This window comes from Winogradskyella schleiferi (assembly GCF_013394655.1).
GTDB lineage: Bacteria > Bacteroidota > Bacteroidia > Flavobacteriales > Flavobacteriaceae > Winogradskyella > Winogradskyella schleiferi.
Map to the genome: position 1 here is coordinate 3,048,169 of NZ_CP053351.1, position 15,571 is coordinate 3,063,739.

10 protein-coding genes are annotated in these 15,571 nt (G+C 38.0%); 9 read left to right on the top strand and 1 reads right to left on the bottom strand.

Going from position 1 to position 15,571, the window contains the following annotated elements; genetic code table 11:
• Nucleotides 1–6: 6 nt before the first annotated feature.
• The 7 genes from HM990_RS13250 (at nt 7) to HM990_RS13280 (ending at nt 4,644) form a co-directional block, all read left to right on the top strand.
• A complete protein-coding gene (locus tag HM990_RS13250) occupies nt 7–978 on the top strand; it encodes a M23 family metallopeptidase (protein ID WP_178989401.1) in 972 nt (323 codons plus the stop codon).
• Between the two features lies 1 nt (nt 979).
• Nucleotides 980–1,309 carry a MerR family transcriptional regulator gene (locus tag HM990_RS13255; protein ID WP_178989402.1) on the top strand — a complete coding sequence of 110 codons (330 nt, stop codon included), beginning with the start codon at nt 980–982 and terminating at the stop codon, nt 1,307–1,309.
• Nucleotides 1,310–1,321: 12 nt separating this feature from the next.
• Nucleotides 1,322–1,921, top strand: coding sequence for a LemA family protein (locus tag HM990_RS13260; RefSeq protein WP_178989403.1), 600 nt, complete (start codon nt 1,322–1,324; stop codon nt 1,919–1,921).
• Between the two features lie 9 nt (nt 1,922–1,930).
• Complete coding sequence (locus HM990_RS13265) at nt 1,931–2,368, top strand: TPM domain-containing protein (protein ID WP_178989404.1); 438 nt, start codon at nt 1,931–1,933, stop codon at nt 2,366–2,368.
• Nucleotides 2,368–3,186 carry a TPM domain-containing protein gene (locus HM990_RS13270; protein ID WP_178989405.1) on the top strand — a complete coding sequence of 273 codons (819 nt, stop codon included), beginning with the start codon at nt 2,368–2,370 and terminating at the stop codon, nt 3,184–3,186. The genes HM990_RS13265 and HM990_RS13270 overlap by 1 nt, the downstream gene beginning before the upstream one ends.
• Nucleotides 3,187–3,400: 214 nt before the next feature.
• Complete coding sequence (locus HM990_RS13275; RefSeq protein ID WP_178987625.1) at nt 3,401–3,799, top strand: transposase; 399 nt, start codon at nt 3,401–3,403, stop codon at nt 3,797–3,799.
• 8 nt (nt 3,800–3,807) lie between these two features.
• Nucleotides 3,808–4,644 carry an IS3 family transposase gene (locus tag HM990_RS13280; protein WP_178987626.1) on the top strand — a complete coding sequence of 279 codons (837 nt, stop codon included), beginning with the start codon at nt 3,808–3,810 and terminating at the stop codon, nt 4,642–4,644.
• A 47-nt stretch (nt 4,645–4,691) separates the two neighbouring features.
• Here HM990_RS13280 and der read toward each other — a convergent pair whose 3' ends face one another.
• Nucleotides 4,692–5,996 carry a ribosome biogenesis GTPase Der gene (gene der / locus HM990_RS13285; protein WP_178989406.1) on the bottom strand — a complete coding sequence of 435 codons (1,305 nt, stop codon included), beginning with the start codon at nt 5,994–5,996 and terminating at the stop codon, nt 4,692–4,694.
• A gap of 429 nt (nt 5,997–6,425) precedes the next feature.
• Here der and HM990_RS13290 point away from each other — a divergent pair, with 429 nt between their 5' ends.
• Nucleotides 6,426–8,525 carry a LysM peptidoglycan-binding domain-containing protein gene (locus tag HM990_RS13290; protein WP_178989407.1) on the top strand — a complete coding sequence of 700 codons (2,100 nt, stop codon included), beginning with the start codon at nt 6,426–6,428 and terminating at the stop codon, nt 8,523–8,525.
• A gap of 192 nt (nt 8,526–8,717) precedes the next feature.
• Entirely contained in the window at nt 8,718–15,560 is a 6,843-nt protein-coding gene (locus HM990_RS13295; RefSeq protein WP_178989408.1) for a gliding motility-associated C-terminal domain-containing protein, read from the top strand.
• Nucleotides 15,561–15,571 lie beyond the last annotated feature (11 nt).

Here is a 15,571-nt window from a genome sequence, read left to right on the forward strand (position 1 = left end):
TCAAACATGGCTAAAGTAAAATATTATTATGATTCCGAAACGCTTTCTTACCGTAAGATACAGCGTAAAAAAAGAACAACTTTTAAGTATGTAACAGTCTTTTTAACGGCTGCAGCTCTTTTTGGATTTCTGTCGTTTTTCATTGCCAGTCAATATATAGAGTCGCCAAAAGAACGTCAGATGGCACGAGAATTGCAAAATATGGAGTTGCAATACGAGCTGATCAATAAACGTATGGACGATGCCATTGCTGCTCTGGAAAATGTTGAAGAACGAGACAATGCCATTTACAGACTTTATTTTGAAGCCAATCCTATTCCAACAGAGCAACGACGCGCAGGGTTTGGCGGTGTTAACCGTTATAAAAAATATGAAGGGTTTGATAACTCTCAACTTATTACCGAAAGCAACAAGCGCTTGGATATTTTGGAAAAAGCAATAGTCGTACAATCCAAATCTTTGGATGAAATTGCCAAACTTGCTGAAGACAAAGAGAAATTTTTAGAAGCCATCCCAGCGATTCAACCCATAAGCAATGTGAATATGACACGAATGGCATCGGGTTATGGTTATCGAACCGATCCGTTTACAAAGGTTAGGAAATTTCATTTTGGTATGGATTTTACGGCGCCTCGCGGCACACCAATTTATGCTTCTGGAGATGGCGTTATTAAACGAGCCGATAATAGGTCTACTGGATATGGAAATCATATTCGTATAGATCATGGCTATGGCTATATTTCCTTGTATGCGCATTTATATAAGTACAATGTGAAAGTAAATCAGCGTGTAAAGCGTGGTGATTTAATTGGTTATGTTGGTAGTACAGGTCGTTCAGAAGCACCTCATTTACATTACGAAGTTTTTAAAGACGGAGAACGTATAAACCCAATTAATTTTTACTACGGTAATTTATCCGCCGAAGAATACGATATATTGCTGAAAAAAGCGTCATTAGAAAACCAATCCCTAGATTAAGATGCACATAGAACTACCGGAAAAACGATATTATGGTATTGGTGAAGTCGCTAAAGCCTTTAAAGTTAATGCATCCTTAATTCGATTTTGGGAAAAAGAATTCGATGTTTTAAAGCCAAAGAAAAACGCAAAAGGCAACCGAAAATTCACACCAGAAGATATTAAGAATCTCAAATTCATATACCATTTGGTAAAAGAACGAGGGTTTACGCTTGAAGGCGCCAAAACACATCTTAAGGAAGAAAAGAAACAGGCTTTGGATAAATTTGAAATCATCGAAAAACTCGAAAGCATAAAAGCTCAACTAACAAAAATCAAAACACAACTTTAAAACTAAACTATCATGAAAAAATGGCTAATTCCCGTAATTGTAATTGCAATAATTGCTTTTGGTATCTATAACTGGGCTGTAGGATTTAACAATACTGCGGTTGAATATGAAGCTAACGCAAAAACCGCTTGGTCTAATGTTGAAAGCTCCTATCAAAGGCGAAATGATTTAATTGGTAACTTAGTTAAAACGGTTCAAGGAGCAGCAGATTTTGAAAGAAACACTTTAAGGGAAGTTATAGAAGCTAGAGCCAAAGCAACATCTACGACTATTGATGCCAGTAATTTAACAGCAGAAAATATGGCGCAATTTCAACAAGCCCAAAGCGGATTAAGTGGCGCATTATCCAAGCTTTTGGTATCTGTTGAACGCTATCCGGAATTAAAAGCTAATCAGAATTTTTTAGAACTTCAGAGTCAATTGGAAGGTACCGAAAACCGCATTAATGTGGCTAGGGATCGTTATAATGAAAAAGTAAACACCTACGATATATATACGTCCAAGTTCCCAGGCTCCTTACTTGCTGGCTGGTTTGGTTTTGAAGAAATGCCAAGGTACAAAGCAGATCCTGGAAGTGAAAATGCGCCAGATGTTGATTTCGACTTTAACTAAAACCAAATTATGCCAAATATTGAGAATTTTCTAACTTCAAAAGAGGAAGCGGAAATTGTTGAAGCGATTAGAATTGCTGAATGTGATACTTCGGGCGAAATTCGTGTACATATAGAACAGAAATGTGACATTGACGTTTACGAACATGCACTCGATGTTTTTCATATTTTAAAAATGGATAACACCTTGCAAAGAAATGGTGTTTTAATCTATGTCGCTGTGGACAATAAATCCTTTGTGATTTTTGGCGATCAAGGCATTAACAATATTGTAGGTGCTGACTTCTGGAATTCCACGCGTGATAAAATTTCCGAACAATTCAAAGCTGGTAATTTTAAACAAGGTTTAATTGATGGCATCGAAGAAGCAGGGAAAGTTTTGTCCCAACACTTCCCTTGGCATCATCATGATAAAGATGAACTAGATAATACAATCTCAAAAGGATAATGCTCCAAACGAAAAACATAGTGTTTCGATTTTTATTATTTCTATTATTAGCATGTCCACTTGTTGGATGGGCACAATTTGATATTCCGGCAAAACCAGAATTTCAAACCAGCGTTTATGATGGTATCGACTTACTTACTGAAGCTCAAAAAAACAGTTTAGAACAGAAACTTATCCGTTATTCCGATTCTACCTCAACTCAAATAGTGTTGGCCACTATAAGTTCTACCAAAGGCGAATACATTAATTATTTGGGTGCACAATGGGCTGAAAAATGGGGCATTGGCCAAGCAGACAAAGACAATGGTATTTTTATTTTATTGGCGCGAGACGACCGTAAAATTGGTATTAGCACAGGTAAAGGCATTGAACATTTGCTTACCGACGCCTTAAGTAAGCGCATCATCAACAATGATATCATTCCCTACTTTAAACAAAACGATTATTATGGAGGACTTAATCGTGCAACAGACGCCATTTTTGAGGTCTTAAACGGCGAATACCAAGGCACACGACAAACCGAAAGTGAGTTTCCTTTTGAAGTTCTTTTCTTCCTTTTTATCATTTTCGTCATTTTTATCATAGCGATTTCTAAAAGTCGTGGTGGCAGAGGTGGTGGCAATCGAGGAAACCGATCGGACAGTAGAAGTATTCTCGAAGCTATTATTTTAAGCAATATGGGACGCGGAAGTTATTCTAGAGGATCTTCTTCAGGTGGTTTTGGAGGCTTTGGAGGCGGTTCTACTGGTGGAGGTGGTTTCGGCGGAGGCTTCGGTGGCGGAAGCTTTGGAGGCGGAGGTGCTTCTGGAGGATGGTAATCCTCTTTGTCCTGCGGACATTTCCCCAAAGGGGAAAAACTTTAGTTTTCAGTCGCAGTATTCAGTATAAAGTGTAAAGTGTAATATTCAATTTTTCGGAATTCTGAACTCTGAACTCTGAACTCTGAACTCTGAACTCTGAACTCTGAACTCTGAACTCTGAACTCTGTATGTCCCTAGTATAGGTTGACCACTTTAAACAAAGTGTAAACTTATGAAAGCAAACATTAAACTATTAAAAAAGAAACGAATTTATTCTGAAGAATTTAAACGACAAATCGTAAAAGATTTTGAATCTGGTCAATTTAGCGTGCCTCAATTGGAAAAATTACACAACATAAGCAATACATCAATTTACAGTTGGATCCATAAATTTTCTACCTTTAACGAAAAAGGTTCAAGAGTTGTAGAGATGAAAAACAGTAGTGCCCAAAAGATGAAAGAACAACAAGCCCGAATAAAAGAGCTTGAAGCCATAGTTGGGCGTAAACAGATAAAGATAGATTATTTGGAGAAGCTAATTGATATTGCAGAAGACGATTTAAGTATAGATATCAAAAAAAATTCCAACACTCCGCAATCAACTGGTTCAGAACACATAAAGAAACACTAAGTTTTAGTATGAACCAGCTTTATAAAACCATAGGCATCAGTAAACAAGCCGTTAACCAGTATGCAAAGCGGCAAGCGGTTTTCGATAGTCGAGTGTCTCAATTAATATTAGAGGCAGATGATCTTCGGGAGGATCATCCTGGTTGTGGAGTAGAAAAGATGTACAATATATTAGATCCGGATTTTATAGGTCGAGACCGTTTTATAGAAACCATGATGGGTCTTGGTTACAGAATTAAAAAGAAAAGGAATTATAAACGCACAACAATAGCAGGTAAAAAGTTTTATCCCAACCTAATAAAAGGTCTAAGGGTAAACGCACCAAACGTGGTATGGCAATCGGACATAACCTATCTGCCGCTCAACGGAAAACACTATTACGCTGTGTTTATAATAGATGTTTATACAAAAAAGATTGTTGGGTTTATCGTATCTGATAACATGAGAGCGCAAGCGAATGTAGAAGCACTTAAAATGGCAATCAAGGAAAATAATGCACCCGAGATCCATAACTCGGACAGGGGAAGCCAATACACTTACAGTAAATACATAGACTTACTGGTAAGCAATGGCACTAAGATAAGTATGTCTTTAAGTGGACTGGACAATGCATATGCAGAACGAATCAATAGAACTATAAAAGAAGAATATTTAGATTATTGGAAACCAGAAACCTTCTTTCAATTAAAAAAATGTGTAGCAAAAGCAGTTAAGAATTATAATGAAAAAAGAACACATAAAAGTTTACCAAAAATGAGCCCAGACAATTTTGAGAAATATTGGTCAACCTTAAAACCAAAAAATAGACCCATAATGACTATTTTTAACAATGAAGTAAATAACTAAAAAACGGTCAACTCTATTCAGGGAAGTACACTCTGAACTTAAAATAGCTATTTTTTCCGCATATAAACACTTACTGGAACGCCTGAAAAATCAAATTGATCCCGTAATTTATTCTCTAAAAAACGTTTGTATGGTTCTTTTACATATTGCGGTAGATTACAGAAAAATGCAAATTGCGGTTGAGGCGTTGGCAGTTGCATGATGTATTTAATTTTTACAAACTTCCCTTTATATGCTGGAGGCGGTTGATGCTCTATTATAGGCAACAAGGTTTCATTGAGCACACTTGTTTTGATTCGTTTGGTTCTGTTATTGTAAACCTCGACCGCTGTTTCAATAGCCTTAAAAATACGTTGCTTATTTAAAACCGAAATAAAAACGATAGGCACATCCGTAAATGGCGCAATTTCCTGTCTTATATGTTGTTCAAATTCTTTGGCTGTTTTTGTTTCTTTTTCAACTAAATCCCACTTATTAACCAAAATCACAATCCCTTTTCGATTGCGTTCTGCCAACCAAAAAATATTCTGCACTTGGCCATCAAAACCACGTGTAGCATCTAAAACTAGCATACAAACATCACAATGTTCTATAGCTCTAACGCTTCGCATTACCGAATAAAATTCCAGATCTTCCTTTACCTTAGATTTACGACGAATACCAGCAGTATCCACCAAATTGAATTCAAATCCAAAACGGTTATATTTAGTGTCAATAGAATCTCTTGTTGTACCAGCAATATCAGTTACAATGTAGCGCTCCTCTCCTATTAATGCATTGATGAATGACGATTTTCCAGCGTTTGGTCTTCCAACTACGGCGAATCGAGGCAATTCATCTTCTTCGATTTCCTCTTTTTCAGGCAAAGCTTCCACCACCGCATCCAGTAAATCTCCCGTGCCACTGCCATTGATACTTGCAATAGCAAAATAGTCTCCTAAACCAAGTGAATAAAACTCAACTGCATCTTCTAAGCGTTTATTATTATCAACCTTATTAACAACTAAAAAAACCGGCTTTTTTACTTTTCGCAATAATTGGGCAACATCCTCGTCCATACCAGTCACGCCAGATTCAACATCTACCATAAAAATTATAGCATCGGCTTCATCGATGGCCAATTCTACTTGTTTGTCTATTTCAGCTTCAAAAACATCATCGCTACCAACCACATAACCACCTGTGTCTATCAAAGAAAATTCTTTACCATTCCAATCCGTTTTGCCATAATGACGATCGCGTGTAACACCACTGACAGCATCAACGATTGCTTCACGTCTTTTAATAAGACGGTTAAAAAATGTCGATTTCCCTACATTTGGACGACCTACTACAGCGACTATATTGCTCATTGATTTTAATTTTAATGAGGACAAAGATACTATATACTTATTGAACTCATCTCGACTTTTTCTTTTAAACCGAAAAGTAAAGATGAGTTCTCAAGTTTTGTTTCACTATTAATCACTTTTCACATAACACGTGGAAAACAATGAAATTATAAAAACACTCACAAAACATCAGAAAAAAAACAGAAAAAAAATTGTTAACATCCTGTTGATAACAAGTATTGGATTCAGGTATAAAGCCCATATTTTTAGTAATTTTATTGCGTGCATAGAATTAAGATTTTATGTATAGTTTGTCGTGAACATTAACGAACACATTATCCCAAGGAACAGCCCCTTTCTTGGAAGCTTTTTATGGGTCTTGACAAAATATATGGTATTTGAATACTTGCATCAAATACCAACTATCATAATTAAATATTTTAAAAAAGAATGGGGAAATTTTTTACGCTAATTATAGTTTTGATTATAAGCTCTCAACTTGTAATAGCCCAAGAGAACTATTTTGACCATACCATCCAAAAAGGTGAAAATGTTTATATGATATCAAGACGGTATAACGTAAGTCCGAATGCCATTTTCGAACTTAATCCAGGTTCTAGAGACATTATTTATGCCGGAAGAACTTTGCGAATTCCCACTGCAAATCCACCTACCGGAAATACCGTAATTAACGATAATCAAGTTCGTAATTACGAAGTAAAACGTGGCGAGACAAAATCAGGACTTTCTAGACGTTTTGGCGTTAGTATTACCATGCTAGAACAACAGAATCCGCATATAATAAGAATGCTACAAGCGGGTCATATAATTAATTTAGATAAAACCATAAAAGAAGAAACTCGCGTAGCTAAGCAAGGTGAACACATTGTAATAAAAGGCGAAACACTTTGGGGAATTGCTAGAGAAAATGGCATTAGCGTTGCTCAACTTGAAGCCGCAAACGCAGGTCGTTTATCAGAATTTTTACAAATTGGACAAACTTTAACTATTCCGGATAATGACTATGAAGTTGTAAATGATGGCGAGTATTTGGTAAAACGTGGTGATACCAAGTTTAGATTGGCACAGCGCTTTAACATGACCATTGCTCAACTTGAAGAAAAAAACCCTCATATCAAAGAATTGTTGATGGCTGGCCATGTACTTGATGTTGACAATTCAGCAGGAAATTCCATTGCGAATACGGAGGAAGAAACGTCTAATTCGGATAATTCTGAACGTATTATATCTGAAGGTGATTATAAAGATTACGTCATCCAACCGAAGGAAACACTTTATGGCTTGGCAAGAAAAGCTGGCATGACGATTGAAGCATTTACAACTTTAAATCCAAAATTATTGGTTACTGTAAATACTGGAGATATAATAAAGATGCCCAAAAATGTAACCCAAACTGTTGAAAACACAAACGTTACTGCTAACAACACCCAAAAAACCATAACAACAACTAATAGCAATAGAAATGAAGCGCTATACGATAATTTAGATACAGAAACGGCCAATGGTATTTACTTTTATACGCCATTTTCCAGTGAAGAATTGAGTTCTCCCGAAGAGAGAGATAGAATGGTAAATGTGAATACGGACTTTCAAAAATATATTGATTTTTTCCAAGGTGCTCAAATTGCTATTGATTCTGCTAAAGCTTTAGACTTAAATTTTGATGTGACTTTAATCAAAAAGAACATTGCCAGAACCCAATTGGAAATTGAAAGTCCAACTAAGAAAAACGCAATTCTTGTTCCTTTTTTGGATAATGCCTCTCATTACCCAAAATTTCAATCAAATGAAGTCATTTCCGTAATAGGTATTGAATCTAATATCAGCTCTAAAGACAGCCTAAAAGTATACAAATCTGTTCCTTCTGAGAATTTTCAAAAAACAAAAACATTGAACTATTTGGCAAAACAAAATGCGAATGTAATTGTGGTCAGTGATCTTGATGAAGCGAGAAATAAGAATTTAATCCTGAACACTATTCCGAAAGCTCAATTTTTAAAAGTTGATAAGGCAGGTTTTTTTGATGCAGATGATTTAGACAAAGCATTAAGTAAAGACCAATTAAATTATATCGTCTTGGATAGTGATAAAACAATTATCCTTCTCAATTCTACGACTGCTTTAATGGGTAAATTATCAGATCATAATATTCAGTTGGTAATGCTGAAATCGTCTTTATTACCTAATCAAAGTGAGGTTTCAGATATGAGGTATCGTGTTTTAAAACTCATATTCCCAGCCATTACGGATCCGAGAAACAGAAAAGGAGTTAACGATTTTATTGCTAATTACGAAACTATATTTGGGACGAAACCATCAAGATTTGCAGAATTGGGATTTGATGTAACCTTCGACACCTTGCTGAGGTTGTCTCAAAACTCATCGTTTGAAAACACCGTAAACACGGTTGTTTCAGAACATCCACACCTAAAATTTGATTATCAAAAAATAAATGATACTAGTTATTCTAATTCAGGCATTCATTTAATGCAATATAATTCAAATGAAGGCATGATAGAACTTGAATAATGCGTCTAAAAGACGAATAAAATAAATGTATAAAACTGTTATATTTTAATTTTGCTATGTAAATGCTATTTACATATATTTGTTTCCCCCTTAATCTGACAAATTAGCAAGACAACGGTTTTATTTTGAACTTGCTGTTCTTAATCCATGGCATCGATTTCAACTAAAAGTAATTATTATTAAATTTTTTTAATGAAAGCCAAACAGCACCGTTTTAAATGTTACCCCATACTTGTAACATTTATTCTTATATTAATTACCTGCGGTTCAACTTCAACCTATGCACAATGCCCAACCGTAACTAATAACTCGCAAACGTTTTGCGATATACAGTCTATTTTAGTAGGGGATTTACAAGCCACTGATAATGGTGGAGGTATTGTTTGGTATGAAACAGCTACGTCAACTACACCTTTACCAAATTCTGCCAGTCTTATAAGTGGTGAGGATTACTATGCCGACGATAATACTGGGACATGTGGTCCACGAGCGCGAGTAGACATTACTATTTACGGCCCACCAGTTGGAAGTCCCTTTCAAGGCGTTTGTTTAGATGATCCTACACTAGCAACTGTTGCGAGTTTAGAAGCCATAGGAAACGATGTGCAATGGTACCTATCACCTTCAGGAGGCACGCCATTAAATGATACTGACATATTAATGGATGACACATTATACTATGCAGATCAAGCCAGTCTAGATGGAAGTTGTAGAACATCGAGGTTAACTGTATTGGTAAATGTTGGCGCAACGCCTATGCCTATAGGAGATATGATTCAAAACTTTTGTAGCGCACCAGGATCCGTACCAACCGTTGGAGATTTAGTAGCTAGTGGCAATAACAATTGGTATATCTCATTATTCTCTGCATTTCCTTTACCAGCAAATACGCCATTAATTAATGGGCAAACGTATTATGGGACCACTTTAGATCCTCCGTGTGAAAGTACAGCCCGACTTATGGTTGTGGTAATTTTGGATATAGGTCCCAATGCAGGCGAAGATGGGATATTAGATATTTGTGATAATAATTTGGGTACAACTTTTGACCTTTTCACTTCTCTTGGTGGTACACCTGATGCTGGAGGTTCATGGTCACCATCATTAAATAGCGGAACTGGTGTTTATGATCCAAATATTGATCCTACTGGAGATTACACCTATACTGTAGTTTCAGGAAATAGTTGTCCCGATGAGTCTGCAAAGGTTACTGTTTCCATAATTCCAGAACCAAATGCAGGAACAAACGGCACATCGAATCTATGTAACAACAATGGACCTGTCGATTTATTTTTAAGTTTAGGTGGTACTCCTGAAATAGGTGGAGTCTGGTCGCCAGCTCTCGCAAGTGGCACAGGAATATTTGATCCAGCTTTAGACGCAGATGGTATTTATACCTACACCGTAACTGGAACCGCACCTTGCCCTGATGCTTCGGCAACAGTTGATGTTTCCGTTACAACGTTTAATGATGCTGGTGAAGACGGAACTATAGATATTTGCGATAATAACGGAACCATAGATTTATTTGACAGCCTTGGCGGCACACCAGATACTGGTGGCATTTGGTCGCCATCATTAAATAGCGGAACGGGAATTTTTGATCCATTAGTTGATTCTGCAGGCAATTATACCTATTCCTTTACAGGAAATGCGCCTTGTCCGGATGAATCTGCAACGGTTGCAGTAACCGTTGTACCATTACCAATTGCTGGCTCTGATGGTTCACTTACCATTTGTAGTAATGATTTTGCATTAGTCGATTTATTTGATAGCCTCGGTGGTACACCAGAAGTTGGTGGAACTTGGACTCCTGCACTTAATAGTGGAACAGGAATTTTTAATCCTTCAATTGATACCGCTGGAATTTATACGTACACAATATCAGGAACACCGCCATGTTCTGATGTTTCGGCAGAAGTAAATGTTGTAGTAATAGAAGCACCAGATGCAGGAATTGATGCTGTGGTCGATATATGTGATAACGAAGGAACAATTAATTTGTTCGATGCGCTTGAAGGCACACCTGAAGTCGGGGGAACTTGGACGCCTGCTCTTGCGAGTGGCACCAATATATTTGACCCTTTAGTTGATGCTGATGGCACTTATACCTATACGGTTACAGGAACTAGTCCTTGTGCTGATGCAACGGCAACCGTAACAATTTCAATAATACCTTTTCAAAATGCCGGATCGGACGGTTCGCTAACCGTTTGTAGCAATGATGGCGCAATTGATCTTTTCGATAGTCTTGGTGGTACACCTGAAACAGGAGGAACTTGGACACCATCGCTAACAAGTGGTACAGGACTATTTGATCCTTCTATTGATACGGCTGGAACATACACTTATACAACCTCAGGAACTGGACCTTGTAGTGATGACACAGCCATCGTTGAAGTCTCCATAGAAATTGCTCCGAATGCAGGTATGGATGGCGTAGAAAATATTTGTAGTAATAACGGAACATTCGATTTGTTTGATAGTCTTAGTGGCACACCTGATGTTGGTGGTACCTGGACACCTGCATTAACTAGTGGTACAGGAATATTTGACCCTTTGGTTGATGCTGATGGCACCTATACCTACACGGTTACAGGTACATCTCCTTGTGCTGATGATACAGCTACGGTTAACATAACAGTTTCACCTTTCCAAGAAGCCGGAATTGATGGTTCAGTTACTGTTTGTACTGATGATGGTACGATTGATCTTTTTGATAGTCTTGGAGGTACTCCTGAAACTGGAGGAATTTGGACACCTACATTAACAAGTGGAACAGGAATTTTTGATCCTTTAGTTGATACAGCTGGCACTTATACCTATACAATTTCTGGAACAGGAACCTGTATCGATGATTCAGCAACAGTTATAGTTTCTATAGAAACAGCTCCTGATGCTGGTTTAGATGGCATGCTAACGTTATGTAGCTTGAACAGTTCTGCAGATTTATTTAATAGTCTTGGTGGTATGCCTGAAACAGGAGGAACATGGTCACCTGCTCTTACGAGTGGAACAGGAGTTTTTGATGCCAGCTTAGATCCTGAAGGCGTTTATACCTACACAATTAACTCGGCTTTATGTGGAAACAGTTCAGCAACGGTCACGGTTTCAGTTATCGATGCTAACGAAGCTGGTAACAATGCGGTTGTAGAACTATGTTCTAATGATACAGCAATAGATTTATTCAACAGTTTAGGAGGAACTCCAGACGTTGGAGGAACTTGGGCGCCTGCACTAACAAGTGGCACAGGTGTTTTTGATCCAGCAACGGACGCTGCTGGAATTTATACCTATACCGTTTCTAATAGTACCACTTTATGTCCTGATGATTCTGCTACAGTTATTGTAACTATTTTACTAGAACCTGACGCGGGAAACGACGGTACACTAAACCTATGTGGTTCAACGAATACAGTAGATTTATTTAATAGTCTTGCAGGAACACCCGAAACTGGTGGAACTTGGACCCCTACACTTACGAGTGGAACGGGAGATTTTAACCCAAATACAGATCCAGAAGGTATTTATACGTATACAGTAACCAATTCTTGTGGAACAAGTTCTGCTACTGTAACGGTTTCTTTATCTGATACAAATGATGCAGGAACTGACGGTATGCTCGATCTTTGTGCTACGGATGCAACTGTGGATTTATTCGAAAGTCTAGGTGGAACGCCAAATCTTGGCGGAACTTGGACACCTGCACTGACAAGTGGAACTGGTATTTTTGATCCTATGGTTGATGCGGCTGGAATTTATAATTATACCGTTTCAAACGCTTCAACACCTTGTCCTGATGCATCTGCAACAGTTACGGTCTCAATTTTAGCAGGACCTGATGCAGGAAACGACGGCACACTAAATCTATGTGATTCAACAAATACAGTTAACTTATTCAATAGTCTTTCTGGTACACCTGAAACAGGTGGAACTTGGACTCCTACACTTACGAGTGGAACGGGAGTTTTTGACCCAAATACAGATCCAGAAGGTATTTATACGTATACAGTAACCAATTCTTGTGGAACAAGTTCTGCTACTGTAACGGTTTCTTTATCTGATACAAATGATGCTGGAACTGACGGTACGCTCGACCTTTGTGCTACGGATACAACTGTGGATTTATTCGACAGTTTAGGTGGAACGCCAAACGTTGGCGGAACATGGACACCTACACTGACAAGTGGCACTGGTATATTTGATCCTTCGGTTGACGCTAATGGTATTTATACTTATACCATTTCAAACGCTTCAACGCCTTGTCCTGATGCAATTGCAACAGTCACGGTCTCAATTTTAACTGGACCAGACGCAGGAAACGACGGCACACTAAACTTATGTGATTCAACAAGTACAGTAGATTTATTTAATAGTCTTTCAGGAACACCTGAATCAGGCGGAACTTGGACACCTGCACTTATTAGTGGAACTGGAGTTTTCGATCCAACTACAGACCCAGAAGGGGTTTATACTTATACCTTAACCAATTCCTGTGGAACGAGTTCTGCAACAGTGACCGTCTCTTTATCGGATACAAATGATGCAGGAACCGATGGTACACTCAACCTTTGTACTACTGATGCAACACTCGACTTATTCAATAGTTTAGGTGGAACACCAGATGTTAGTGGAACTTGGACACCTGCACTTGCAAGTGGAACTGGTATTTTCGATCCTATGGTTGATGCTTCTGGAATCTATACGTATACAGTTTCAAGTGGAGCAACTGTTTGTCCTGATGCCACTGCAACAGTGACAGTTGCCGTCTCAGAAGTTCCGAATGCTGGCAATGACGGCGTACTGAATTTATGTGGTAGTACAACAACTGTAAATTTATTTGATAGTCTTTCTGGATCACCTGATATTGGTGGAATATGGTCTCCTACGCTTACAAGTGGAACAGGGGTTTTTGATCCAAATACGGATCCTGAAGGTATTTACACTTATACATTAAACAATATATGCGGCAATAGCTCTGCAATCGTGACGGTTTCGTTATCTGATACAAATGATGCAGGAACCGATGGTTCAATTGAATTTTGTAGTACGGATGCCTCTGTGGATTTATTCAACAGTTTAGGAGGTACACCAGATGTTGGTGGAACTTGGACACCTACACTCACCAGCGGAACAGGCGTTTTTGATCCAGCCGTTGATGCAGCCGGAATTTACAATTATACTTTAAGTAATTCTTGTGGTACTACTGCTGCCCAAGTCACGGTTTCTATTTCAACAGCAAATGAAGCAGGAACTGATGGCGCAATAGAACTTTGTGCTACTGATGCCTCTGTAGATTTATTTGATAGTTTAGGCGGAACACCTGATATTGGTGGAATTTGGACTCCTGAATTAGCAAGTACAACAGGAATTTTTGATCCTGCTATTGATGCAGCAGGAACGTATACCTATACAGTTTCCAATGCTGGTACAACTTGCCCAGATGCCACTGCAGAAGTTGTGGTATCATTAGCCCAATCGCCTGATGCTGGTATTGATGGCGCATTGGACATCTGTTCAAGCGATTCAATAGTAGACTTAATAGATAGTTTAGGAGGAACACCGCAAACTGATGGAACATGGACGCCAACTTTAACAAGTGGTACAGGACTATTTGATCCTACAATTGATGCTGCTGGCGATTATATCTATACTATAAATAATTCATGTGGTACTAGTTCTGCAATGGTAAGCGTTACGATTTCTGTAGCCAATGATGCTGGTACTGATGGGTCAATTGAATTTTGTAGTAACGACGCTGCAACCGACTTATTCGACAGTTTAGGCGGAACACCAGAAACCAATGGAATTTGGTCTCCTGCATTAACCAGTGGAACTGGAGTTTTTGATCCTCTCGTTGATCCTGCCGGAACTTACACGTATACGGTTTCAGATGACACATCTTCTTGTCCTGATGTTACAGCTTTAGTCGAAGTTACGATTATTGCACCACCAATCGCTGGTATTGATGGTACTTTAAATATATGTATTGATGACACAGATCCTGTAGATTTAATTGACAGCCTTGGAGGTTTTCCAGACATAACCGGAACATGGACACCTGCATTAGCAAGCGGAACAGGTGTGTTTGACCCTACAGTTGATAGTGCAGGTGATTATACGTATACCGTAACGTCAACAGAATGTAACCTTACAGATGAAGCCATTATAACTGTTAACTTCATAGATTTACCTGATGTTACAGGCCTTACACTTACGGACGATAATATTTGCATAGGCGGAGACGCAATTATTAATATTACAGGAGCAAACCAATTGTTGGATGACGATTATACCATCGTGTATGAACTTAGTGATGCTAATTCATCTACAAATACAGTTTTAATTACTGTTGTAGGTGGAAATTCTTCATTTGTGGTACCTCAAAATTTATTACCGAATATAGGCACCACAAGAGTTACATTATTGGAAATTTTCTTTACAGGGCTAGCATGTGCTGGTGATACACAAAATGTTGTTCCGATTAAAATTTTGGTAGAAGATCCTCCAACACCTCAAATCATCAATAATGGTGCAGAGTTTTGTATTGAGGACAATGCTACTATAGATGATTTAACCAATAACATTGTAGATCTAGATGCTATTGTTTGGTACGACCAACCGCAAGGTGGTATTGCCTATAATGGTTCAGAAATTCTTCAACACAACGAAGTTTATTATGCATCAATCCTTACTGAAAATGGTTGTGAAAGCACAACAAGACTTGAAGTGACCATAAATCTTATTGAATGTATTGGTAGCCTTTTAATACCTGATGGTTTTTCTCCAAATAACGATGGTGTCAATGATACTTTTGATATATTATTTTTAGAAGATCTTTATCCTAACTTTAAAGTAAGCGTTTATAATAGATATGGCAACATCCTTTACGAAGGGGTTAAAGATTCTCCTCAGTGGGATGGAACTTGGAAAAACAACACCACTGTTCTACCTGTTGGCGTCTATTTTTATATCATAGAATTTAATGATGGAGAAACTGAACCTGTACAAGGCAGAGTTTATCTAAGTAGATAAATACGACCTAT

Coding starts and splice junctions, on each gene's coding strand:
- HM990_RS13255 (WP_178989402.1), top strand. CDS start 980: ATGCACATAGAACTACCGGAAAAACGATATTATGGTATTGGTGAAGTC.
- HM990_RS13260 (WP_178989403.1), top strand. CDS start 1,322: ATGAAAAAATGGCTAATTCCCGTAATTGTAATTGCAATAATTGCTTTT.
- HM990_RS13295 (WP_178989408.1), top strand. CDS start 8,718: ATGAAAGCCAAACAGCACCGTTTTAAATGTTACCCCATACTTGTAACA.
- HM990_RS13270 (WP_178989405.1), top strand. CDS start 2,368: ATGCTCCAAACGAAAAACATAGTGTTTCGATTTTTATTATTTCTATTA.
- HM990_RS13280 (WP_178987626.1), top strand. CDS start 3,808: ATGAACCAGCTTTATAAAACCATAGGCATCAGTAAACAAGCCGTTAAC.
- HM990_RS13275 (WP_178987625.1), top strand. CDS start 3,401: ATGAAAGCAAACATTAAACTATTAAAAAAGAAACGAATTTATTCTGAA.
- HM990_RS13265 (WP_178989404.1), top strand. CDS start 1,931: ATGCCAAATATTGAGAATTTTCTAACTTCAAAAGAGGAAGCGGAAATT.
- HM990_RS13290 (WP_178989407.1), top strand. CDS start 6,426: ATGGGGAAATTTTTTACGCTAATTATAGTTTTGATTATAAGCTCTCAA.
- der (WP_178989406.1), bottom strand. CDS start 5,996: ATGAGCAATATAGTCGCTGTAGTAGGTCGTCCAAATGTAGGGAAATCG.
- HM990_RS13250 (WP_178989401.1), top strand. CDS start 7: ATGGCTAAAGTAAAATATTATTATGATTCCGAAACGCTTTCTTACCGT.